This is a genomic window from Paeniroseomonas aquatica (assembly GCF_030409335.1).
In the GTDB taxonomy this organism is placed as follows: Bacteria; Pseudomonadota; Alphaproteobacteria; order Acetobacterales; family Acetobacteraceae; genus Belnapia; species Belnapia aquatica.
On sequence record NZ_JAUFPN010000191.1, the window covers coordinates 43,724 to 65,099 of the forward strand.

Consider the following 21,376-nt stretch of genomic DNA (forward strand, 5'->3'; position numbering starts at 1 on the left):
CCCCGGCTCCGGCGTTGCCGCATCCATGCATGAACCGGATCGCGGCGAAAGGAGCAACGGGGCCATGGCGCCAGCACCGACCGAGGCAGCCAGGGCAGAGACGCCCGGACCAGGCGGGGTCTTCATCCTCTCTGCCCTGCTGGTCGCCGCCCTGGTGCTCGGCGGGGCGCTGGCGCCGGAGGCGATGGGCCGGGCCTTCGGCGCCATCCAGGGCTGGATCATGGACCGGTTCGGCTGGTTCTACATGCTGTCGGTCGCCGTCTTCGTCGGCTTCGTGCTCTACCTTGCCCTGAGCCGGCATGGGCAGGTCAAGCTGGGGCCGACCCATTCCGAACCAGATTTCAGCTATGGCTCCTGGTTCGCCATGCTGTTCAGCGCCGGCATGGGCATCGGCCTGGTCTTCTTCGGGGTGGCGGAGCCGGTGACGCATTTCACCGCCCCGCCCGAGGGCACCGGCGGCTCGGTCGAGGCGGCCCGGGCGGCGATGCGCATCACCTTCTTCCACTGGGGGCTGCATGCCTGGGCGATCTACGCGGTGGTCGGGCTGGCGCTGGCCTATTTCAGCTTCCGCCACGGGCTGCCGCTGTCCATCCGCTCCGCCTTCCACCCGCTGATCGGCGAGCGCATTCATGGGCCGATCGGCCAGGCGATCGACATCTTCGCGGTGCTGGGGACGATCTTCGGGGTGGCGACCTCGCTCGGCCTCGGCGTGCTGCAGATCAACGCCGGGCTGGCGCACCTGACCGGCCTGCCGGAAGCGCTCTCTACCCAGCTGGTGCTGATCGCGGTCATCACCGGGCTTGCCACCGTCTCGGTGGTGCTGGGCCTGGATGCGGGCATCCGCCGGCTGAGCGAGCTCAACATGGTGCTGGCGGTGGCGCTGCTGCTCTTCGTCGCCGCGGTCGGGCCGACCAGCTTCCTGCTGAAGGCGGTGGTGCAGAACACCGGCGCCTATATCGAGGACATCGTCGGCCGCACCTTCCTGCTCTACGCCTACGAGCCGAATCACTGGATCGCCGACTGGACGCTGTTCTACTGGGCCTGGTGGATTTCCTGGTCGCCCTTCGTCGGGATGTTCATCGCCCGGATCTCGCGCGGGCGGACCATCCGGGAATTCGTGCTGGGCGTGCTCTTCGTGCCGACCGGCTTCACCCTGGTCTGGATGACGGTCTTCGGGAATACCGCCATCTGGCTGCAGCTCTCGGGCACGACCAACCTGGTCTCGGAGACGGTGGCCTCCAGCATCCCGCTGGCGCTCTTCACCTTCCTCGAGCAATTCCCCCTGTCCGGCGTCAGCGCGACGCTGGCGACCCTGCTGGTGGTAACCTTCTTCGTCACCTCGGCGGACTCGGCCGCGCTGGTGATCGATTCGATCACCTCCGGCGACCAGGCGGAGACGCCGGTCTGGCGCCGGGTCTTCTGGGCGCTCCTGTCGGGCGCGGTGGCGGCGGTGCTGCTCTTCGCCGGCGGGCTGAAAAGCCTGCAGACCGCGACCATCGCCAGCGCCCTGCCCTTCACCGTGGTGATGCTGCTCATGTGCTACGGGTTGCTGAAGGCGCTGCGGCTCGAAGGGCTGCGGGCCACGCGCCCGGCGGCGCCGGTGGCGGGCGCGGGCGGATCCTGGCAGCGCCAGCTGCACACCATCCTGCACCACCCATCCGAGGCCGAGGTGCGCGGCTTCCTGGCCGAAGTGGCCGAGCCGGCGCTGGAGGCGGTGCGGGCGGAGCTGGCGGCACGGGGGGTCGAGGCGGTGCTGGACCGGGAGGGCGACCGGCTCCGGCTGCGGGCCGGGCCGGGGACGCCGGCGGAATTCCGCTACGGCATCCGCGCCCGCGGCTATGCGCTGCCGAGCTTCGCCTATTTCGAGACGCGGCCGCTGGTCGCTCGCCCCGGCCGCTACTTCCGCGCCGAGGTCTTCCTGCGGGAAGGCGGCCAGGACTACGACGTCATGGGGCTGGGGCGCGAGGCGCTGATCACCGACGTGCTGGCCCGCTACGAAAGCCATCTCGACTACCACGCCGCCGCCGAGCGGGCGGCTTGACGACAGGCTCCCAGCACGCCGGTACCTGGTCCGCGCTGCGGCCGGTCGCGGCGCTGCTCGCCGGAGTCTTCCTGGCCTCCGCGGGCACCGGGCCGCTGACCACGCTGATCAGCCTGCGGCTGGAGGCGGACGCGGCGGGGCGGCTGGCGATCGGCGCGGTCATGGCGGCCTACTTCCTCGGGCTGACGCTGGGCTCCCTGCTGGCCTACCGGGTGGTGCTGCGGGCCGGGCATATCCGTGCCTTCAGCGCCTTCGTCTCGGTGCTCTCGGCCGCGGCGCTGGCCTATCCGCTGGTCGGGCACCCGATGGCCTGGGCAGGGCTGCGGCTCGGCGAGGGTTTCTGCATGGCCGGCGTCTTCATTTGCGTCGAGAGCTGGCTGAACGACCGGGCTGAGCCAGCGCGACGGGGCAGCGTCCTGGCGCTGTACATGAGCTGCCTCTATCTGGGCCAGGCCAGCGGGCAATTCCTGCTGGGGCTCGACGAGGGACCCGGCGGCTACCGTGTCTTCCTGCTGGTCTCGATGCTGCTGTCGCTGGCGGTGCTGCCGGTGAGCCTGACGCGCATGGCGCCGCCGCCGCTTCCCGCGGTGGCCTCGCTGCCGGCCCGGCGCCTGATCGCGGCCTCGCCGCTCGGCGTCGTCGGGGTGGTGGCCTCGGGGCTCGTCCTGGGTGCGCTCTATGCGCTGGGGCCGGTCTTCGCCCGCGACGGTGCCGGCTTCGACACCGCCGGGGCGGCGCGCTTCATGAGCGTGCTCATCGCGGGCGGCGTGGTGCTGCAATGGCCGCTCGGCCGGCTGTCGGACGCCTTCGACCGGCGGCGGGTCATCATCGGCACCCTGGCGGGGCTGACCCTGGCCGCGGCGGCGCTGCCGCTGCTGGCGCGGCAGGGGGAATGGGCGCTGCTCGGCGGGGCGGCGCTGTTCGGCGGCTTCGCCTTCGCGCTCTATCCGCTCTGCGTGGCGCATACCAACGACCACCTGGCAGCGGAGGACCGGATCGGCGGGAGCGGCGGGCTGGTACTCGCCTACTCGGCCGGGGCGACGCTCGGGCCGCTGCTCGCCTCGGCCGCCATGGCCGGCTTCGGCGCGGCCGGGCTGTTCGGCTTTGCCACCGCGGTGGGCGCGGCGGCCCTGGGCTTCGGCCTGTGGCGGCTGGCCGCGCGCGGGCCGGTGCCGGCGGAGCGCCAGGGCCGGTTCCAGGCGCTGCCGCAGACGACGCCGGCGGCGGTGGCGCTCAATCCCCGGGCCGCGCCCGGAGATTGAGCGCCGGGCTCAGGCGGCCAGCGCCATCTCGGCATGCAGCCCGGCCAGGATCTCATAGGACCGTTTGCGGGCGGCGTGGTCGTGGATCTGGCCGGTGACCATCAGCTCGTCCGCCCCGGTCGCCTTGACGAAGTCGGCGAGGCCGCGGCGCACCGTCTCCGGCCCGCCGACGATCGAGCAGGCGAGCGAATGCTCCAGCATGGCGCGGCCATGCGGGTCCATCCGGGCCTCCATGTCGTCGACCGGGCGGGGCAGTTTGCCCGGGCGGCCGCGGCGGAGGTTGAGGAAGGACTGCTGGTGCGAGGTGAACAGGCGGCGCGCCTCGGCATCGGTATCGGCGGCGATGACGTTGACGCCAAGCATGGCATGCGGCGCGGCGAGCCGGGCCGAGGGGCGGAAGCCGGCCCGGTAGGTCTCCATCGCCTCCATCATCTGGGTCGGGGCGAAATGGCTGGCGAAGGCATAGGGCAGGCCGAGCGCCGCCGCGAGCTGGGCGCCATAGGTGGAGGAGCCGAGGATCCAGACCGGGACGTCGAGCCCGGCGCCGGGCACCGCCTGGAGCTGCTGGCCGGGCTGGGCCGGCTCGAAGTAGCGCATCAGCTCCATGACATCGCGCGGGAAGTCGTCCACGTCGCCGCCGAGGTTGCGGCGCATGGCGCGCGCGGCGACCTGGTCCGAGCCCGGGGCGCGGCCGAGGCCGAGGTCGACCCGGCCGGGGTGCAGCGCGGCGAGGGTGCCGAATTGCTCGGCCACCATCAGCGGGGCGTGGTTGGGCAGCATGATGCCCCCGGCCCCGATCCGGATGGTGCTGGTGCCGGCGGCCACATGGGCCAGCGCCACCGCGGTCGCCGCGCTGGCGATGCCGGGCATGTTGTGGTGCTCGGCCATCCAGTAGCGGCGGTAGCCCAGCGCTTCGGCGTGGCGGGCGAGGTCCGCCGAGTTGCGCAGCGCCTGGCCGGCGTCCGCGCCCTCGGGGATGGGGGAGAGGTCGAGGATGGAAAGGGGGATCATGGCTGCCATATGGGGCGCCCCCCGGCCGCACCAAACCCCTGCTTCCTCCCCGGCCTGGCGCGCAGGATGAGCCACAGGGCGATGCCCATGGTCAGGGCGTTCCAGGCCAGGCCGTTGAGGACCGCGGCCTGGTAGGAGCCGGTCGCATCGAAGATGGCGCCCGACATCCAGCCGCCGATGGCCATGCCGATCAGCGTCGAGGAGAGCACCAGCCCGACGCGGAAGCCGGCTTCCTCGGGAGGGAAGGACTCCCGGACGATGATGGCGTAGCTCGGGACGATGCCGCCCTGGAACAGGCCGAAGACCGCCGAGACGACATAGAGCGAGACCAGCCCGTCGAAGGGCAGGAACAGCGCCAGCGCCACGGCCTGCAGGGAGGCGCCCATCAGCAGGGTGGCGAGGCTGCCGATGCGGTCGAGGATCCAGCCGGAAGCGAGGCGGCTGACCACGCCGCAGGCGAGCATGAGCGAGAGCATCTCCGCCCCCCGCGCCGCGCCGTAGCCGAGGTCGACGCAATAGGCGACGATATGGACCTGCGGCATGGCCATGGCGACGCAGCAGGAGACGCCAGCGACCATCAGCAGCGCCTGGAACGCATTGGGGCTGAGGCCGAAGGTGCCGCGCTGGCGGCCGCCGGGCAGCGGCGCCAGGGTGGCGGACTGGACCGGCGGGCGGCGCCGCAGCACCAGCGCGAGCGGCAGCATCGTCACCAGGCACACGATGCCGATACCGATATGGGTCTGCCGCCAGCCCACCGTCTCGATGTAGTGCTGCAGCACCGGCGGCCAGAGGGCGCCGGCGAAGTAGTTGCCGCTGGCGCAGAGCGAGACCGCGATCCCCCGCCGCCGGCTGAACCAGAGCGAGGTATCGGCGACCAGCGGGCCGAACAGGGCGCAGCTGCCGAGCAGGCCGATCAGCCCGCCGTAGATGATGGCGAAACCCAGCATGCTGGTGGCGAAGGCGGTGGCGACATAGCCGGCGCTCAGCATGACCGTGCCGAAGATGACCGGGACCATGACGCCGAAACGGTCGGCCGCCCGCCCCATGACGACGCCGCCGATGGCGAAGCCGATGGTCGTCAGCGTATAGGGCAGCGAGGCGCCGGCCCGCAGCGTGCCGAACTCCTGCTGCACCGCCGGCAGGGCGACGACGATGGACCACAGCCCGACCCCGCCCAGGGTGCTGAGGCAGACCGCGGCGACGAGGCGGACCCAGGCATAGCCCGATTCCACGCCCCCCGCCGGCACGGCTTCGCCCGGTGCTGCGGTCATGCGGTTTCCTCCTGACATTTTTCCCACCATGCCAGGGCCGCGGGGCCGGGGCGAGCCCGGCCCGGGCAGGACAGGGTTGCGCCGGCGGCTTGACGCCGTGTGAATCGGGCCCCTAGCGTCCGGCAGCATCGGCCCCGCGGGGCATCCAGGGAGGCACTCCATGACCGCCGAAATCGACCGGGCGCTCGGCTTCGCGCCGGACTACGACAGCCCGGTCCCGTACATGGCGCGGACCCGCGAATACTATAAGTCCATCGGCTACGACCCGTACCGCTGGGCGCATTACCGCGACGTGCCCTTCTCCCCGCTGCGCCAGCCGCTGGCGGAAAGCCGGGTGATGCTGATCACCACCGCGGCGCCCTACGACCCGGCCAAGGGCGACCAGGGCCCGGGCGCCCCGTACAATTCGGGGGCCAAGTTCTACCAGGTCTACGCCGGCGACACCGCCGCGGAGCACGACCTGCGGGTCTCCCACATCGCCTACGACCGCAAGCACAGTCCGGCGACCGATGCGAAGGCGTGGTTCCCGCTGCAGGCGATGCGGGATGCCGCCGCGGCCGGGCGGATCGGCGAGCTGACGCCGCATTTCATCGGCACGCCGACCAACCGCAGCCACCGGCACACCGTCGAGGTCGATTGCCCCGAGGTGCTGTCCCGCTGCCTGCAGGACAAGGCCGACGTCGCGGTGCTGCTGCCGAACTGCCCGGTCTGCCACCAGACCGTCAGCCTGACGGCGCGCTACCTCGAACAGCATGGCATCCCGACCGTGGTGCTCGGCTGCGCCAAGGACATCGTCGAGCATTGCGGCGTGCCGCGCTTCGTCTTCAGCGACTTCCCGCTCGGCAATGCCGCGGGCAAGCCGCATGACGAGGCCAGCCAGGCGGCGACGCTCGAGCTCGGCTTCAGGCTGCTGGAAAGCGCGGTCGGGCCGCGCACCACCCTGCAGTCGCCGCAGCGCTGGGACGCCGAGGGGCTGTGGAAGCTCGACTACCTCAACCTCGAGCAGATCGGGGCGGAGGAGCTGGAGCGGCGCAAGCAGGAGTTCATCCGGCAGAAGGCCATCGCCAAGGGCCTGCGGGAACAGGCGGCGTGACCACCGCAGGGGCGCGGCCCTTCGAGGGCATCCGCATCCTCGACTTCACCCAGGTGCTGGCCGGGCCCTTCGCCAGCTACCAGCTATCTTTGCTGGGCGCCGAGGTCATCAAGGTGGAGCGGCGGGAGGGCGAGGACATGCGCCGCACGCCGCTCTCACGCGAATGGGCCGACCGCGGCATGGCGCCGGCCTTCCAGGCGGTGAACAACAACAAGCGCAGCCTGACCCTCGACCTGCAGAACCCGGAGGCGCAGGCGATCGTGAAGCGCCTGGTGCAGGACGTCGACGTGGTGATGGAGAATTTCCGCCCCGGCGTGATGGGCCGGCTGGGGCTGGGCTACGAGGATCTCTCCGCCATCAATCCGAAGCTGATCTGGTGCAGCATCTCCGGCTTCGGCCAGACCGGGCCGGACCGGAACGAGGCCGGGTATGACGGGCGGATCCAGGCGATGTCCGGGATCATGGCCATGACCGGGCATCCCGGCGCCGATCCGCTGCGCGCCGGCTTCGCCATCTGCGACCAGTTGTCCGGCATGACCGCGGCCTTCGCGGTCTCCTCGGCCCTGTTCCAGCGGAGCCATACCGGGCGCGGGCAGAAGCTGGACGTATCGATGCTGGAATCGACGCTGGCCTTCCTCAGCGGCCAGGTCGCGGACTGGACGGTCGCGGGGCACAAGCAGCAGCAATGGGGCAACCAGGCGGTCAGCCGGCGGGCGACAGCCAACCTGTTCATGGCGCGCGACGGCCACCTTCTGCTGGCCGCCAATACCGAGGCGCAGTACCGCAAGCTGATGGCGGCGATCGGCCGGGCGGATGCGCTGGAGGACCCGCGGCTGGGGGACTGGTTCCTGCGCCTCGAGAACATGGCGGTGCTGCGCGAGGTGGTGGAGGGCGCGCTGGCCGCGGCCGATGCCGCCACCTGGGAGGAGACGTTGAATGCCGCCGGGGTGCCCTGCGCCCGGATCTGGCGGGTGGATGAGGTGATCGACCACCGGCAGGTGACAGCGCGGGATGCCCTGCAGGAGGTGGAGACGCCCTGGGGCCGGCTGCGCTTCGCCACCACGGGTTTCCGGATGGCGCATGGCGGTGCGCGGCTGGAGCGGCCGGCGCCGGCGCTGGGCGCGCATTCGGAGGAGGTGCTGGCGGCGGCGGGCTATAGCGCCGAAAGGATCGCGGCCTTCCGGGAAGCCAAGGTGATCTGAGGCGAGGTCCGGGAGAACACCGTCTCCCGGCCTTTCCCTACCCCTCGTCCTCCAGCCCCAGCGCCCGGATCCGCCCCCGCTCCTCGTCCCAGCCCGGCCGGTCCTTGACGTTCAGGAACAGGTGGACCCGGCGTTCCAGCAGCGCCTCCAGCTCCTTGCGGGCCTTCTGGCCGATCTCCTTGATGCGGGCGCCGCCGTCGCCGATCAGGATGGCCTTCTGGGTCGCGCGGCCGACGTAGATGGTGCAGTCGACCCGGACGCTGCCGTCCTTCTTCTCGGTCCAGCTCTCGGTCTCGACCGTCGCGTGGTGCGGCACTTCCTCGTGCGTCTGGCGCAGGATCTGCTCGCGGACGATCTCGGCCACCAGCATGCGGTTGGGGACGTCGGAGAGCTCGTCCTCGGGGAACAGGAAGGGGCCGAGCGGCATGTCGGCGGCCAGCCGGTCCAGCACCTTGTCCAGGCCGCGCTTCTTCTCGGCGGAGATCATGAAGGTCTCCTCAACCGGCACCAGGGCGTTCAGCTCCTGCGCCAGGGGCAGCAGCCGCGTCGGGTCGATCAGGTCGACCTTGTTCAGCGCCAGCCAGATCGGCCGGGGTGACTTCGCCAGCCGCTCGATGATTGCGCGCACCGCATCGGTGAGGCCGGCACGGGCATCGACGATCAGCAGGGTGCGGTCGGCGTCCTGCGCGCCGCCCCAGGCGGCGGCGACCATGGCGCGGTCCAGCCGGCGCCGCGGGGCGAAGATGCCGGGGGTATCGACCAGGATGAGCTGGGCGCCGGCATGCATGACCACCGCGCGGATGCGGAAGCGCGTGGTCTGCGGCTTGGGCGAGACGATGGAGACCTTGGAGCCGGCGAGGGCATTCACCAGGGTGGACTTGCCGGCATTGGGGGCGCCGACCACGGCGACCAGGCCGCAGCGCGGCGGCAGCACGGGCGCTGGCCTATCGGGGGCGACGCTTTCGGTGGCGGGGCCTTCGGACTTCGGGAATTCGTTCATTTTCGGCCTAATCCGGCCAGCCAGGCTTCGGCGGCCAATTGTTCCGCAGCGCGTTTGGAATCGCCCAGGCCCTCCGCCTCGCGCCCGGCCGCGGCGACCGAGACGACGAAGACCGGCTGGTGCGAGGGGCCGGTGGTGGAGACCAAGCGGTATTCGGGCAGGCCCAGGCCGCGGCCCAGGGTGTACTCCTGCAGGCGGCTCTTGGCCGACATGGGCGGCCGAGGGTCGGCGCCCATGTGGGCCTCCCACTCCCGTCGCACCAGGGCACGGGCGGCGGGCAGGCCGGCATCCATGTAGAGCGCGCCGAGCAGGGCCTCGAGCGCGTCGGCCACGACATTGGCCCGCTCGCGCAGGCCGGCCCTGCCCTCGGATTGCGGGACGCGGATGACGCTGGCGAGGTCGAGATTGTCGGCGACGCGGGCCAGCGTATCCCGGGCGACGAGCACGCCGAGCCGCTTGCCGAGGTCGCCCTCCCGCTCCTGCGGGAAGCGCTCGGCCAGCCACTCCGCGATCAGCAGCGCCAGGACCCGGTCGCCGAGAAATTCCAGGCGTTCGTTGCTGTCGAGCTGGGAACGGCGCGGGTCGGCGGCCGAGCGATGGGTCAGCGCCTGGACCAGCAATTCCGGCTGGGTGAAGACATGGCCAAGACGGGCGGCGAAGACCGTGAGATCGCCCCCTGTCGTCATGCCGCCCTCCGCTGGGCTGTGGTCATGGGGTCACCGGATGACTGAGATCAGCCGGGACCAGCGGATCGCGAAGGGCCATGCCCAAACCTCCCACCAGGCGGCGGAGCCATCGACCGAGAAGAAGATGAATTCCGCCCGGCCGACTAGGTTGTCCACCGGGATGAAGCCGACCGCATTCTGCACCCGGCTGTCGAGGCTGTTGTCGCGGTTGTCGCCCATGGCGAAGACGTGATTCTCGGGGACCCGGTACTCGTTGGTGTTGTCGAGCGGGCCGTCGTCCGACTGCTCGATGATCTGGTGGGTGCGGCCGGCGGCGCCGGCGGCGCCGGGCAGGCTCTCGCGGTACAGGCGCACGCTCATGCGCGGGCCGTCGCCCTCGACCACATAGGGGCCGGCGACCTCGCGCGGGACCAGGGTCCCGTTGATGTAGAGCTGGCCGGCGCGGACCTGGATGCGGTCGCCGGGCAGGCCGATGACGCGCTTGATGTAGTCCTGGCTCGGGTCGCGCGGCAGCTTGAAGACGGCGACGTCCCCGCGCTTGGGCAGCGAACCGAAGATGCGGCCCTGGAACAGATTCGGGCCGAAGGGCATCGAATAGCGTGAGTAGCCGTAGGAATACTTCGAGACGAACAGGTAATCGCCCACCAGCAGGGTCGGGATCATCGAGCCGGAGGGGATGTTGAAGGGCTCGAAGGCGATGGTGCGGATGCCGACGGCGATGAGCCCTGCATAGACCACGGTCTTGATGCTTTCGAGCCAGCCGCCGGTCTTCTTCTTCGCCATGGAGGTGCTCAAGATGGGACCCATCGGGCAAGGGTGATGCCCGCGGGTCGGGTCTCCGACCCCGGCGACGGGGTGGGAGAGACGGCATCAGGCGGCGGGATGAAGCCCGGCAGGGGGTGGGGTGTCAAGGAAGCGCCGGTGACCGGCCCTGACCGGGGGTTACGGCATGTAGCTGCCGCCGCCGACATCGAGCGTCGCGCCGGTCAGGTAGCCGGCGGCATCCGAGGCGAGGAAGGCGACGGCCTCGGCCACGTCCTCCGGCGTGCCGAGGCGGCCGAGCGGGATATTGGCGGCGAAGGCCTGGTTGGCCTCGGCGGTGGTGCCGCGGGCCATCGGCGTGTCGATCCGGCCGGGGGCGATGCTGTTCACCGTGATGCCGTCCGGGCCGAGCTGCGTCGCCAGGCTGCGGGCGAAGCCCATCAGGCCGGTCTTGGCCGCCGCGTAATGGGCGCCGGCGATCTGGCTTTTGGCTCGGGCGGCCTGGCTGGTCATCATGATGATGCGGCCCCAGCGGCGGGCGGCGAGCGGCGGGATGCAGGCCTGGGAGACGAGGAAGGCGCCGGTGAGGTTGACGGCCAGCACCCGGCGCCATTCCTCGGCCGGCAGGACGGCGACCGGGCGGGCGCGGCCATCCGGGCCCTTGGGGGAGATGCCGGCATTGTTCACCAGGATGCCGAGCCGGGGCCACCAGTCGGCGAGCGCCTCCGGCAGGGCGGCGACGGCGGCCTCGTCGGCCACGTCCAGATGGATGGCGCGGGCCTGGTGGCCGGCGGCGCGGAGGGCGGCGACGGTCGCCTCCACTTCCCCGATGACGTCCGCCAGGACCACGGGGTGGCCGAGACCGGCGAGCTTCGCCGCGCAGGCGGCGCCGATGCCGCGGGCGGCGCCGGTGACGAGGGCGACCCTGTCCTGGTTGCTCATGGCGTGAGGATCACCTTGCTGGCGGCGCGTTGGCGGGCGAGCTCGAAGCCCTCGAGGCCGCGGGAGAGCGGCAGGCGGTGGGTGATCATCGGGCGGAAGGCCTCCGGGTCCCGGCTGAGCTGGGCCATGACCCGGTCCCAGGTGCGGCGGGCGGCGCCATGGGTGGCGCGGAGCTGGTGCCGCTGCCGGACGAAGTCGGTCAGCGGCAGGGTCAGGGCATCGGCATGGATGCCGGCGGCGACGATGATGCCGCCCTTCCTCAGGACCGAGAGGCCGTCGTTCAGGCTGGCGGGGACGCCGGTCGCCTCCAGCACCACATCGACCGGGCGGCCGCCGGTCAGGGCCATGACCTGGTCGCGCAGCGGGCCATCGGCGACATCGACGATCTCGGTGAAACCGAGCGCGCGGAGGACGTCGAAGCGCGGCGCATCGGCGCGGCCGGCGACGATGACGCGGGCGGCGCCGGCAAGCCGGGCCATCAGCGCGATGGCCTGGCCGATGGTCCCCGGGCCGAGCACCAGCACGGTATCGCCGAGCCGCACCTCGCCGGTCAGCACCGCCTCGGCGCCGACGCCCAGCGGTTCGGCCAGCGCCGCCAGTTCCATGTCCACGTTGTCCGGCACCGCGACGCAGCAGCGTGCGGGGATGCGGACCTGGCGGGCGAAGCCGCCGTCCCGGGTCAGGCCGATGCCCTGGCGCTGGGTGCAGTTGCGCGCCTCATCCGCCCGGCAGGAGGGGCAGTGGCCGCAGGCGACGAAGGGGATGACGGCGACGCGCGCCTGGTTCTGCCAGCCGGAGCCGGTGCCGGTGCGCCAGACGCGGCCGGCGAATTCATGGCCCATGGTCAGCGGCAGGTTCGGGGTCATGAATTCGTAGCCGCCGGTCCATTCATAGGCGTGGACGTCGGAGCCGCAGATGCCGACGGCGTCGACCTCCACCACCACGTCGCCGGGGCCGGGCGGCGGGGCCTCCGGCACCTCGGCGAACTCCAGGCCGAAGGCGGCGGCGGTCTTGCGCAGGGCCAGCATCAGAAGGGCTCCGGGTAGTGGCCGGCGTAGAAGGAGATGGGCGGCTTGGCGTCGGGGTCGGTGACGACGTCGAGCAGCACCGGGCCGGGGGCGGCCAGCGCCGCGGCCAGGGCCGAGCGGATCTGGCTCGAATGCTCGACCCGGATGCCCTCCACCCCGCAGGCGCGGGCGATGGCGGCGTGGTCCACGGCGGTGAAGTTCACCGCCTTGGTATGCTCGCCGAATTTCACCTCCTCGGCGTGCTTCTGGTAGCCGAGGATGCCGTTGTTCAGCACCAGCAGGGTGATCGGCAGCTCCATCCGGCGGAGGGTTTCCAGCTCGGCCCAGCTGTGGCCGAAGCCGCCGTCGCCGCAGAGGCAGACGACCTTGGCGTCGGGAGCCGCGATCTGGGCGCCGATGGCCATGGGCAGGCCCCAGCCGAGGCCGGCGATGCCGCGCGGCGTCAGGAAGCGCTGCCCGGCCCGCTTGGCCGTCAGGTAGTTGGCGACCCAGATGGAGCTGTAGGAGGCATCGGCGACGACGATGTCCCCGGGGCCGATGAGCTGGTCGAGCTCGGCCATCAGCCGTTCCGGGCGGCAGAGCTCGGCGTCGCGGGTGGTGACGCCGGCGATGGTCTCGCGCCAGCCGGCGACGGCCCTGCCGATCTCGGCTTCCAGCCCGGCGCGGGCGGCGGCACGGACGGTCAGGTCCCTCCTGGCGAGTTCAGCGGTGAGGGCGGCGAGCGTCAGCTTGGCGTCGCCGACCAGGCGCATCGATTCGTAATTGCGCCCGACCTCCATCGGATCGGCATCGAGGTGGATGAAGCGGGTGCCGGGGGCGAAGAGCTTCCAGCTGTCGGTGCCGTTCTGGTTGGTGCGGCTGCCGATCAGCAGCACGACATCGGCCCGGTCCACGATGGGGCGCATGGCCGCGGTGCGGGACCCCTGCCCCATCACGTAGCCGATGACGCCGAGGGTCAGCGGATGGGTCTCGTCCGCCGCGCCCTTGCCCATGACGGTGGTGCCGACCGGCAGGTGCGCGGTCTGCTGCAGCGCCGAGAGTTCGGCCGCGGCATCCGAGAGGTGGATGCCGCCACCGGCCACGACCAGCGGGTGGCGGGCGGCGGCCAGGGCATCGGCCGCGGCGGCGATGGCGCCGGGGTCGGCGAGCGTCCGGTCGAGCGGGGCCTGGCCGAGCGACATGGTCCGCGGGCGCAGCAGGGAGGAAACCGGTGCGGCCGATTCGGTCAGCAGATCGGCGGGCACCAGCAGCACCGCCGGGCCCGGGCGGCCGGAGGTGGCGGCGGTGAAGGCCATGTCGACGTAGTCGTCGAGCCGGTCCGCCCGCTCCAGCCGCCGCACCCACTTCGCCACCGGGGCGAACATGTTCAGGTGGTCGAGGTCCTGGAAGGCGTTGCGGTCCATGGCATCCCGGGTGACTTCCTGCACGAGGGCGAGGATGGGAATGCTGGCCTTCAGGGCCTCCGCCAGCGGGGCCACCAGCAGGGTGGCGGCGGGACCGTTCTGGGCGGTGACGATCCCGACCTTGCGGGAGATGCGGGCGTAGCCATCCGCCATCGAGCCGCCGGCATTCTCCTGGCGATAGACCTTCTGGTCGATGCCGACCTGCGGCGCGGCGAGGTGGAACGCCGAGGGCAGGCTCTGGCCGAAGGTCAGGGTGACGCCATGGCGGGCGAAGGCTTCCGCCAGGCGCAGGGCAACGGTGGCATTCATGGGTCTGGCATGATCCGGCATGGCGTTTCCTCCCGGGCGGTTCCCCGGCTCATTGTCGCAGCGTCGGTGCATCGGCACCTGGGGCGGCACGAGGCGTGCCTGCCGGCACCATCCATCGTCAGGGCGCGGCCGGCGTCAAGCAAGGGGGCGGGTCGGCGCTGTGGCAGCGCGCCGACGGCGACGTCATCGTCAAGAGTGGCCGGTGCGGGACCGGTCGCGGCGAAATTCCCTAGTCCCGGTGCTGTGGCGTCGCCCGGCCAACCGGGCGGCGCCACAGCACCGGCCGGCCCAGCAGCCAGCCCAGCAGGGTGAGCAGCGCCATGGCGCCGCCGTGCCAGAGCAGGATCATCACCGAGGCGTCGAGGTGGTGGAACAGGCTGAGCCCGGCCGAACAGAACGCCGCCGAGGCCAGGCCGCCGAGGACCAGCACCGGCCCGGGCCGGACCGCCCCGGCGTGGCGCAGCAGCCAGAACTGCGCCCCGGCCAGGGGGATGCCCATGGCCAGGATGAACTTGAAGCACCCCCAGCTGGTGCCGATCTGCGTGCCCATCGGGCCAAGCCGCACAAGGTCCGCGAGGCACCCCCAGCCCAGGCTGGCGAACCACAGGACCAGGGCCGGCAGCGGCAGCAGCACCCAGCGGGCGGACCGGTCCGGGCGGGCCAGCATGGCGGCGGCCAGGGCGGCAGTGCCGCCGGCGACCACCGAGGCGGTCCACTGCAGCACCTCCTGCGGCAGCAGCATCCGCTCGGCCATGTCGTGCCGCAGCCCATGCACCGCCACCGCGCCGCCGACGGCCACCGTGGCCAGGGCGAGCCAGAGCCCGGCCTGCCGGCCCGGCCGGGCCATCCGTCGCACCGGGCGGAGACCGGCCGCCAATTCGCCGATCAGGTCTTCGTTCCGCACCCTCTAGTCCTCCGCGCCGAGCCGTTTGCGCAGCGCTTTCATCGCCCGGTGGGTGGCCACCTTCAGCGCCCCCACGGACATGCCCGAGCGGGCGCTGGCTTCCGCCAGCGGCAGATCCTCCAGCTTCGCCAGCCCGAGCGCGGTGCGCTGGGCCTCGGAGAGTTCGGCGACCGCGGCACGCAGCTCGGCGGACGCCACCCTCACCTCCCCCTGGTTCGCTCCGGGGCTGGCCAAGGTTTCCCGGAAATCGTCGATCGGGGTTTCGCGCCCGCCGCGGCGGCCATGGCGGCGCAGGCGGTCGATAGCCCGGCGCTCGCAGATCGCCACCAGCCAGGGGCGGATGGGGCGCTCGGGCTCATAGGTGTGGCGCAGGGTATGGATGGTCAGCAGCGCATCCTGCACCGCGTCCTCGGCCTCCGCCGCGTTCTGGATGCGGCGGCGGGCGATGGCGCGCAGCAGCGGCAGGGCCGCGCGCAGCAGCCGGTCGTAGGCGCGGGCGTCGCCGGCCTGGGCAGCAGCCATCCAGGCCTCCCATTCGCCCTCCGTCCGGGTCATGCGGGCGCGCCCTGGGTCAGCGACCCGCCGCGGCGGGCAAGCTCATGCCGCCGACAGGGCCGGACGCCTCGACCGCCAAGCATGGGCCTTCTCATAGGCGTCGGCGGCGCGGAACAGCATCGGCTCGGCGAAGGGCCTGGCGACGAGTTGCATGGCGACCGGCAGGCCACCGTCGCCGAAGCCGGTCGGCACGGTGATGCCGGGCCAGCCGGTGACGTTGAAGGGCATGGTGAAATTGGGCTTCTCGAGGAAGGCCCATTTGGGGACGGCGTCGATGCGCGGGGCCTCGCCGGGCTGGGCGGCGGTGAGGAGGATGTCGCAATCGGCGGTCGCCGCCTCGGTCGCGGCGATCAGCGCGCGGCGCTGCTTCTGCGCCTGCATGTAATCGGCCGCGGAGAGCAACCCGCCCAGCACCAGGCGGTCCCGCATCAGCTCGCCATAGAGGCTGGGGTCGCGCCGCATCCAGGTCTCGTGCACGGCGAAGGCCTCGGTCAGCAGGATGATCCAGCCGCAGGCATTGAAGGCGGCGAGCGAGGGGATGGTGACGTCGCGCACCGTGGCGCCCCCGGCGCGGAAGAAGTCGGCGGCGGCATCGATGCCGGCCAGCGTCGCCGGGCTGACCGGATTGTCCGCCTCGTGGAAGTGGCGGATCAGGCCGATGCGAAGGCCTTTCACGCCCTTCCCGAGTTCGGCGCGGAAGTCGGGGACGGCGCGGTCGGCGCTGGCCGGGTCGGCGGCGTCATGGCCGGCCATCGCCTGGAGCAGGATGGCGCAATCCTCCACCGTCCAGGCCATCGGCCCGGCATGGTCCAGCGACTGGGCCAGCGGCAGGATGCCGGCGCGGGAGCAGAGGCCGTAGGTCGGCTTGATGCCGGTGATGCCGCAGAGCGCCGCCGGGCCACGGATGGATCCGCCGGTATCGGAACCGGTGCCGCCGAGGATCATGCCCGCGGCGACGGCGGCGCCGGTGCCGGAGGAGGAGCCGGCGGTGAAATGCTCGGGGTTCCAGGGGTTGCGGGCGGGCGGCCAGGGCAGGTCGAAGCTCGGCCCGCCGAAGGCGAATTCATGGGTGGCGAGCTTCCCCAGCATGACCACGCCGGCGGCGGCCAGCTTGGCGACGGTGGTCGCGTCGGCACTCGGGACATGACCCTGTAGCACCTTCGAATGCGCCGTCGTCGGGATGCCGGCGGTGCAGTAGATGTCCTTGTGGGCGAAGGGGATGCCGTCCAGCGGGCCGCGCGGGCCGGAGGCCATGATGCGGACCTCGGCGGCGCGGGCCGCCGCCAGGGCGCTCTCGGCCTCCAGCCGGATGAAGGCGTGCAGGGTGCCGTCCATCGCCTCGATGCGCGCGAGGCAGGCCTGGGTCAGCTCCACCGGGGAGAGCTTGCGCGCGGCGATGAGCGCCGCGGCTTCGGCGATGCTCGGGATCATCGGCCGGGCTCCGCCGAGAAGGTGGTGGCGGGCTCGGCAGCGGCCTCGGGCAGCGGCGTGCGAATGAGGGCCTGCATCGCCTCGAGCCCGCCGAGGATTTGGTAGATGCCCGCCTTCTCGGCGGCGCCGAGCGGCAGGCCGGCACGGGACAGCAGCGCTTCGAATTCGGCTTCGGTCATGGTCGGCGGCATGGCGAGGTTCCCGAACCAGAGTAGGGTCGGTGCCCAGTATGGCCGGATTCGCGGCCGCGGGAACCATTCCCTGGCCGGTTGCGCCCGGCGGGCGGCGGGGGCTAGGCTCGCGGCGGAAACGGATACAACGCCGCAACGGCGGCGGTGCGCGCAAGCAGGGCAACAAGCCCGGATCGGGAGGATCGGCCATGAAGCTCGGCGAAGCCATTGCGGAGATCATGAAGCGCGAGGGGATCGAGATCCTCACGGGCTATCCGGTCAATCACCTCATCGAATATGCGGCGGCCAAGGACATCCGGCCGGTGATGGTCCGGCAGGAGCGGATCGGGCTGCACATGGCGGATGCGATCTCGCGCGTCACCTCCGGCCGCAAGATCGGCGCCTTCTGCATGCAGCATGGGCCGGGATCCGAGAATGCCTATGGCGGCGTAGCGCAGGCCTATGGCGAAAGCGTGCCGATCCTGGTGCTGCCGATGGGCTATCCCCGGCGGCTGGCGCATGTGGAGCCGAACTTCAACTCCACCGGCGCGATGCGCGGCATCACCAAAAGCGCCGAGCCGATCACCCTGGCCGCCGAAGTGCCGAACATCTTGCGCCGCGCCTTCACCCGGCTGCGGAACGGGCGCGGCGGGCCGGTGCTGGTCGAGATCCCGACCGACATGTGGAACGAGGAGGTGCCGGAGCCGCTGGACTACGTGCCGGCGCTGGTGACCCGCTACGGGCCGGACCCGGCCGAGGTGAAGAAGGCCGCGGCGATGCTGGCGGCGGCCAAGCGCCCGGTGCTCTATGCCGGGACCGGGGTGCACTGGGCGCAGGCCTGGCCGCAGTTGAAGGCGCTGGCGGAGCTGCTGGCGGCGCCGGTGACCAGCAGCCTCGGCGGCAAGTCCAGCTTCAACGAGGACCATCCGCTGAGCCTCGGCTCGGGCGGGCTGGCGGTGCCGAAGCCGGTGCGGCATTTCCTGGATACGGCCGATGTCATCTTCGGCATCGGCTGCTCCTTCACCGAGACCAATTTCGGCGTGCGGATGCCGAAAGGGCCGAAGTACATCCATGCGACGCTCGACCCCATGCATCTCAACAAGGACCTGCGGGCGGATATCGGGCTGATCGGCGATGCCGGGCTGATGCTGGATGCGCTGCTGGTCGAGCTGAAGGGCTTGGTCACCGCGCCGCGCGATGCGGCACCTGTGCAGGCGGAGATCCAGGCGCAGCGGGAGCCCTGGCTGGCGGAGTGGATGCCGAAGCTGACCAACCGGGACGCGCCGATCAACCCCTACCGCGTGCTCTGGGACCTGCAGCATACGGTCGACCGCGACAATACCATCATCACCCATGATGCCGGCAGCCCGCGCGACCAGCTCTCGCCTTTCTGGAAGTCGACGACCCCCCTCTCCTACCTCGGCTGGGGCAAGACGACGCAGCTGGGCTACGGCCTCGGGCTGGCGATGGGGGCGAAGCTGGCGGCGCCGGAAAAGCTCTGCATCAATGTCTGGGGCGATGCGGCCATCGGCTTCACCGGCATGGACTTCGAGACCTGCGTGCGCGAGCGCATCCCGATCATGTCCATCCTGCTGAACAACTTCTCCATGGCGATCGAGCTGAAGGTGATGCCGGTCAGCACGGAGAAGTACCGCAGCACGGATATCTCGGGCGACTACGCCGCCATGGCCCGGGCCTTCGGCGGTTACGGGGAGCGGGTGACGGATCCGGCCGAGATCATCCCGGCGATCCGCCGGGGGATCGAGAAGACGCAGCAGGGGATCCCGGTACTGCTCGAGTTCATCACCTCGAAGGAGACCAACGTCTCCCGCTTCGCCTGACCAGACAGCCTGCCAGAACCAAGGCCCGTCAGAGGCCGATGAGGGAGACACAATGGCGACCGTCGATATCCGCAATGTCATGAAAGCCTTTGGCGCCGTGAAGGTGTTGCACGGTGTCAGCGTCGATATCGCGGATGGCGAGTTCGTCGTGCTGGTCGGCCCCTCCGGCTGCGGGAAATCCACCCTGCTGCGGATGCTGGCAGGGCTCGAGAACATCACCGCCGGCGAGATCGCGATCGGGCCGCGGGTGGTGAACAACGTGCCGCCGAAGGACCGGGACATCGCCATGGTGTTCCAGAACTACGCGCTCTATCCGCACATGACGGTCTTCGAGAACATGGCCTTCTCGATGAAGCTGGCCAAGGCGCCGCGCGAGGTGATGGAGGCCGAGGTCGGGCGCGCCGCGAAGATCCTTGGGCTCGAGGCGCTGCTGCAGCGCTATCCGCGGCAGCTCTCGGGCGGGCAGCGGCAGCGGGTGGCGATGGGGCGGGCCATCGTGCGCAATCCGCAGGTCTTCCTGTTCGATGAGCCGCTGTCCAACCTCGACGCCAAGCTGCGGGTGCAGATGCGGGCGGAGATCAAGGAGCTGCACCAGCGGCTGAAGGTCACCACGGTCTATGTGACGCACGATCAGATCGAGGCCATGACCATGGCCGACAAGATCGTGGTGATGAACAGCGGCAACGTGGAGCAGGCGGGGCCGCCGCTCGAGCTCTATGACCGGCCGACGAACCTGTTCGTCGCGGGCTTCATCGGCTCGCCGGCGATGAACCTGGTGAAGGGTGGCGTCGGCGGTGGCGGCTTCACCGCCGAGGGTGGGGCGGTGCTGCCGCTGCCGGAGGGTGCCAGCGGCAAGGCCGGCGTCTATGGCATCCGCCCCGAGCATATCCAGCTGCGCCCGGATGGCATCCCGGCGACTGTCGTGCTGGTGGAGCCGACGGGGTCGGAAACCCAGGTGATCGCGCGCATCGGCGAGACGTCGCTGACCTGCGCCTTCCGCGAACGGGTGAGCGCACGGCCGGGCGAAACCATCCACATCATGCCGGAGATGGGCCTGGTGCATCTGTTCGAGGCGGGCTCCGGCCGTCGCCTGGCGGCATAAGCAAGAAACAACGGGAGAGTCAGGGAATGCAGATCATCCATCGCCGGGCCGCGCTGAAGCTCGGGCTGTCCGCGGCCGCCTTGGCCGCCACCCAGGCCTCGGCGCAGGCGCCGATCGCCACGGCCCCGGCGACCGCGCCGAGCCCCGCCATCGAGAACGGGGCGACCCTGCGGATGCTGCGGCCGGTGCGCTTCGTGCAGCCGGATGAGGAGGTGTTCCGCGCCAATGCGGCGAAGTTCACCCAGAAGACCGGCGTGCAGGTGCGGATCGACTTCGTCGGCTGGGAGGACATCACCCAGCAGACGGCGGTGACGGCGAATACCGGGGCGGGCCCGGACATGATCATCGGCTTCGGCGATGCGCCGCATATCTATGCGGACAAGCTGGTCGAGACCACGGATGTCGCGGAGTACCTCGGCCAGCGCTACGGCGGCTGGCTGGCGCTGGCGCAGAAGTACGGCAAGCGGCACGGCACCAACAATTGGATCGGCCTGCCCTTCGGCGCCTCGAGCGGGCCGACGGTGTATCGGAAATCCGCGGTCAATGCGGCCGGGTTCAACGCGATCCCCGAGGATCATGCCGGCTTCCTCGACCTCTGCAAGAAGCTGAAGGTGGCGAACAAGCCGGCCGGCTATGCGCTGGGCAATGCGGTCGGCGACGGCAACGGCTTCGCCAACTGGCTGGTCTGGTCGCACGGCGGTTACCTGGTCGATGAGGAGGGCAAGGTCGCCATCAACAGCAAGGAAACCATCGCCTCCCTCAACTACCTGAAGGAGCTGTATCCGACCTTCGCCCAGGGCACGTTGGCCTGGGGCGACATCAGCAACAACCGCGCCTATGCCGCGAACGAGTGCTGGATGACCTCGAATGGGGTGTCGCTGTACTTCTCGCTGAAGAACGACCCGGCGACGGCGCCGATCGCGGCGGATACCGAGCACCAGCTGCTGCCGAAGGGCGTGGCCGCTGGCGCGCCGATGGCGGGGCTGACGCTGAACGCCATGCTGTTCAAGCACAGCCGCTACCCCAATGCCTCCAAGGCCTTCCTGCAGTTCATGCTCGAGCACGAGCAGTATGACCCCTGGCTGAATGCGAACCTCGGCTACTGGGCGCATCCGCTGGCGAATTACGGGACGAGCGCGGTCTGGACCAGCGACCCGAAGGTCGAGATCTTCCGCGACACGATGAAGAGCCAGTTCTGGAACGGCTACAAGGGGCCGCTCAGCGAGGCGACCGGCGCGGCGACGGCGGATTACGTCATGGTGCAGATGTGCGCCGCAGTCGCCTCCGGCCAGTCCACGCCGGAAGCCGCGGCGCGCGAGGCCGAGCGCCGCGCCCGCCGCTACTTCCGCCGCTGAGCGGAGGG

The 21,376-nt window shown here is 71.1% G+C and carries 19 protein-coding genes; 7 read left to right on the forward strand and 12 right to left on the reverse strand.

Going from position 1 to position 21,376, the window contains the following annotated elements; genetic code table 11:
- Window positions 1-64: 64 nt before the first annotated feature.
- Together QWZ14_RS23230 and QWZ14_RS23235 are read left to right on the forward strand one after the other, a co-directional pair.
- Window positions 65-2,041, forward strand: a complete 1,977-nt coding sequence (locus QWZ14_RS23230; RefSeq protein WP_290319324.1) for a BCCT family transporter — start codon at window positions 65-67, stop codon at window positions 2,039-2,041.
- The gene (locus QWZ14_RS23235; protein ID WP_290319325.1) at window positions 2,038-3,303 is read left to right on the forward strand and encodes an MFS transporter; all 1,266 of its coding nucleotides are present in this window, start codon (window positions 2,038-2,040) and stop codon (window positions 3,301-3,303) included. Before QWZ14_RS23230 ends, QWZ14_RS23235 begins: the two co-directional genes overlap by 4 nt.
- A 9-nt stretch (window positions 3,304-3,312) precedes the next feature.
- On the opposite strand, the gene QWZ14_RS23240 is transcribed toward QWZ14_RS23235, so the two are convergent.
- Both QWZ14_RS23240 and QWZ14_RS23245 read right to left on the reverse strand, forming a co-directional pair.
- A complete protein-coding gene (locus QWZ14_RS23240; RefSeq protein WP_290319425.1) occupies window positions 3,313-4,314 on the reverse strand; it encodes an LLM class flavin-dependent oxidoreductase in 1,002 nt (333 codons plus the stop codon).
- Window positions 4,311-5,585 (reverse strand): MFS transporter, encoded by a 1,275-nt coding sequence (locus QWZ14_RS23245; RefSeq protein WP_290319326.1) that lies wholly within the window; start codon window positions 5,583-5,585, stop codon window positions 4,311-4,313. Before QWZ14_RS23245 ends, QWZ14_RS23240 begins: the two co-directional genes overlap by 4 nt.
- A gap of 160 nt (window positions 5,586-5,745) precedes the next feature.
- Between QWZ14_RS23245 and QWZ14_RS23250 the strand changes: the two genes are divergently transcribed.
- Window positions 5,746-6,678 carry a hypothetical protein gene (locus tag QWZ14_RS23250; protein ID WP_290319327.1) on the forward strand — a complete coding sequence of 311 codons (933 nt, stop codon included), beginning with the start codon at window positions 5,746-5,748 and terminating at the stop codon, window positions 6,676-6,678.
- Window positions 6,675-7,880, forward strand: a complete 1,206-nt coding sequence (locus tag QWZ14_RS23255) for a CaiB/BaiF CoA transferase family protein (protein ID WP_290319328.1) — start codon at window positions 6,675-6,677, stop codon at window positions 7,878-7,880. The genes QWZ14_RS23250 and QWZ14_RS23255 overlap by 4 nt, the downstream gene beginning before the upstream one ends.
- A gap of 37 nt (window positions 7,881-7,917) precedes the next feature.
- Here the strand turns inward: QWZ14_RS23255 and era are convergent, their stop codons facing one another.
- The 10 genes from era to QWZ14_RS23305 all read right to left on the reverse strand — a co-directional run bounded on the left by era (window position 7,918) and on the right by QWZ14_RS23305 (window position 17,091).
- Complete coding sequence (era, locus tag QWZ14_RS23260) at window positions 7,918-8,880, reverse strand: GTPase Era (protein ID WP_290319329.1); 963 nt, start codon at window positions 8,878-8,880, stop codon at window positions 7,918-7,920.
- On the reverse strand, window positions 8,877-9,566 hold the full coding sequence (gene rnc / locus QWZ14_RS23265) for a ribonuclease III (protein WP_290319332.1): 690 nt from the start codon (window positions 9,564-9,566) through the stop codon (window positions 8,877-8,879). Before rnc ends, era begins: the two co-directional genes overlap by 4 nt.
- Before the next feature lie 30 nt (window positions 9,567-9,596).
- Window positions 9,597-10,349: a signal peptidase I gene (gene lepB, locus QWZ14_RS23270; protein ID WP_290319333.1), complete on the reverse strand. Its 753-nt coding sequence runs from the start codon at window positions 10,347-10,349 to the stop codon at window positions 9,597-9,599.
- A 159-nt stretch (window positions 10,350-10,508) separates the two neighbouring features.
- Window positions 10,509-11,270: an SDR family oxidoreductase gene (locus QWZ14_RS23275; RefSeq protein WP_290319335.1), complete on the reverse strand. Its 762-nt coding sequence runs from the start codon at window positions 11,268-11,270 to the stop codon at window positions 10,509-10,511.
- The gene (locus tag QWZ14_RS23280; RefSeq protein ID WP_290319337.1) at window positions 11,267-12,298 is read right to left on the reverse strand and encodes a zinc-dependent alcohol dehydrogenase; all 1,032 of its coding nucleotides are present in this window, start codon (window positions 12,296-12,298) and stop codon (window positions 11,267-11,269) included. Before QWZ14_RS23280 ends, QWZ14_RS23275 begins: the two co-directional genes overlap by 4 nt.
- Window positions 12,298-14,010, reverse strand: coding sequence for an acetolactate synthase catalytic subunit (locus QWZ14_RS23285; RefSeq protein ID WP_290319338.1), 1,713 nt, complete (start codon window positions 14,008-14,010; stop codon window positions 12,298-12,300). Before QWZ14_RS23285 ends, QWZ14_RS23280 begins: the two co-directional genes overlap by 1 nt.
- 229 nt (window positions 14,011-14,239) lie before the next feature.
- The gene (locus QWZ14_RS23290; protein ID WP_290319339.1) at window positions 14,240-14,914 is read right to left on the reverse strand and encodes an NrsF family protein; all 675 of its coding nucleotides are present in this window, start codon (window positions 14,912-14,914) and stop codon (window positions 14,240-14,242) included.
- Window positions 14,915-14,917: 3 nt separating this feature from the next.
- On the reverse strand, window positions 14,918-15,469 hold the full coding sequence (locus tag QWZ14_RS23295) for a sigma-70 family RNA polymerase sigma factor (protein ID WP_290319340.1): 552 nt from the start codon (window positions 15,467-15,469) through the stop codon (window positions 14,918-14,920).
- Between the two features lie 42 nt (window positions 15,470-15,511).
- A complete protein-coding gene (locus QWZ14_RS23300) occupies window positions 15,512-16,900 on the reverse strand; it encodes an amidase (protein ID WP_290319341.1) in 1,389 nt (462 codons plus the stop codon).
- Window positions 16,897-17,091: a hypothetical protein gene (locus tag QWZ14_RS23305; RefSeq protein ID WP_290319342.1), complete on the reverse strand. Its 195-nt coding sequence runs from the start codon at window positions 17,089-17,091 to the stop codon at window positions 16,897-16,899. The genes QWZ14_RS23300 and QWZ14_RS23305 overlap by 4 nt, the downstream gene beginning before the upstream one ends.
- Before the next feature lie 188 nt (window positions 17,092-17,279).
- On the opposite strand from QWZ14_RS23305, the gene QWZ14_RS23310 reads away from it, so the two are divergent.
- From QWZ14_RS23310 to QWZ14_RS23320, 3 genes are read left to right on the forward strand one after another with little or no spacing between them, the layout of a single operon-like run.
- Window positions 17,280-18,911 carry a thiamine pyrophosphate-requiring protein gene (locus QWZ14_RS23310; protein WP_290319343.1) on the forward strand — a complete coding sequence of 544 codons (1,632 nt, stop codon included), beginning with the start codon at window positions 17,280-17,282 and terminating at the stop codon, window positions 18,909-18,911.
- A gap of 52 nt (window positions 18,912-18,963) precedes the next feature.
- Window positions 18,964-20,013 carry an ABC transporter ATP-binding protein gene (locus tag QWZ14_RS23315; RefSeq protein ID WP_290319344.1) on the forward strand — a complete coding sequence of 350 codons (1,050 nt, stop codon included), beginning with the start codon at window positions 18,964-18,966 and terminating at the stop codon, window positions 20,011-20,013.
- A gap of 26 nt (window positions 20,014-20,039) precedes the next feature.
- On the forward strand, window positions 20,040-21,368 hold the full coding sequence (locus QWZ14_RS23320; RefSeq protein ID WP_290319345.1) for an ABC transporter substrate-binding protein: 1,329 nt from the start codon (window positions 20,040-20,042) through the stop codon (window positions 21,366-21,368).
- Window positions 21,369-21,376 lie beyond the last annotated feature (8 nt).

Coding starts and splice junctions, on each gene's coding strand:
- QWZ14_RS23230 (WP_290319324.1), top strand. CDS start 65: ATGGCGCCAGCACCGACCGAGGCAGCCAGGGCAGAGACGCCCGGACCA.
- QWZ14_RS23240 (WP_290319425.1), bottom strand. CDS start 4,314: ATGATCCCCCTTTCCATCCTCGACCTCTCCCCCATCCCCGAGGGCGCG.
- QWZ14_RS23245 (WP_290319326.1), bottom strand. CDS start 5,585: ATGACCGCAGCACCGGGCGAAGCCGTGCCGGCGGGGGGCGTGGAATCG.
- QWZ14_RS23250 (WP_290319327.1), top strand. CDS start 5,746: ATGACCGCCGAAATCGACCGGGCGCTCGGCTTCGCGCCGGACTACGAC.
- era (WP_290319329.1), bottom strand. CDS start 8,880: ATGAACGAATTCCCGAAGTCCGAAGGCCCCGCCACCGAAAGCGTCGCC.
- rnc (WP_290319332.1), bottom strand. CDS start 9,566: ATGACGACAGGGGGCGATCTCACGGTCTTCGCCGCCCGTCTTGGCCAT.
- lepB (WP_290319333.1), bottom strand. CDS start 10,349: ATGGCGAAGAAGAAGACCGGCGGCTGGCTCGAAAGCATCAAGACCGTG.
- QWZ14_RS23275 (WP_290319335.1), bottom strand. CDS start 11,270: ATGAGCAACCAGGACAGGGTCGCCCTCGTCACCGGCGCCGCCCGCGGC.
- QWZ14_RS23280 (WP_290319337.1), bottom strand. CDS start 12,298: ATGCTGGCCCTGCGCAAGACCGCCGCCGCCTTCGGCCTGGAGTTCGCC.
- QWZ14_RS23285 (WP_290319338.1), bottom strand. CDS start 14,010: ATGAATGCCACCGTTGCCCTGCGCCTGGCGGAAGCCTTCGCCCGCCAT.
- QWZ14_RS23295 (WP_290319340.1), bottom strand. CDS start 15,469: ATGACCCGGACGGAGGGCGAATGGGAGGCCTGGATGGCTGCTGCCCAG.
- QWZ14_RS23300 (WP_290319341.1), bottom strand. CDS start 16,900: ATGATCCCGAGCATCGCCGAAGCCGCGGCGCTCATCGCCGCGCGCAAG.
- QWZ14_RS23305 (WP_290319342.1), bottom strand. CDS start 17,091: ATGCCGCCGACCATGACCGAAGCCGAATTCGAAGCGCTGCTGTCCCGT.
- QWZ14_RS23310 (WP_290319343.1), top strand. CDS start 17,280: ATGAAGCTCGGCGAAGCCATTGCGGAGATCATGAAGCGCGAGGGGATC.
- QWZ14_RS23315 (WP_290319344.1), top strand. CDS start 18,964: ATGGCGACCGTCGATATCCGCAATGTCATGAAAGCCTTTGGCGCCGTG.
- QWZ14_RS23320 (WP_290319345.1), top strand. CDS start 20,040: ATGCAGATCATCCATCGCCGGGCCGCGCTGAAGCTCGGGCTGTCCGCG.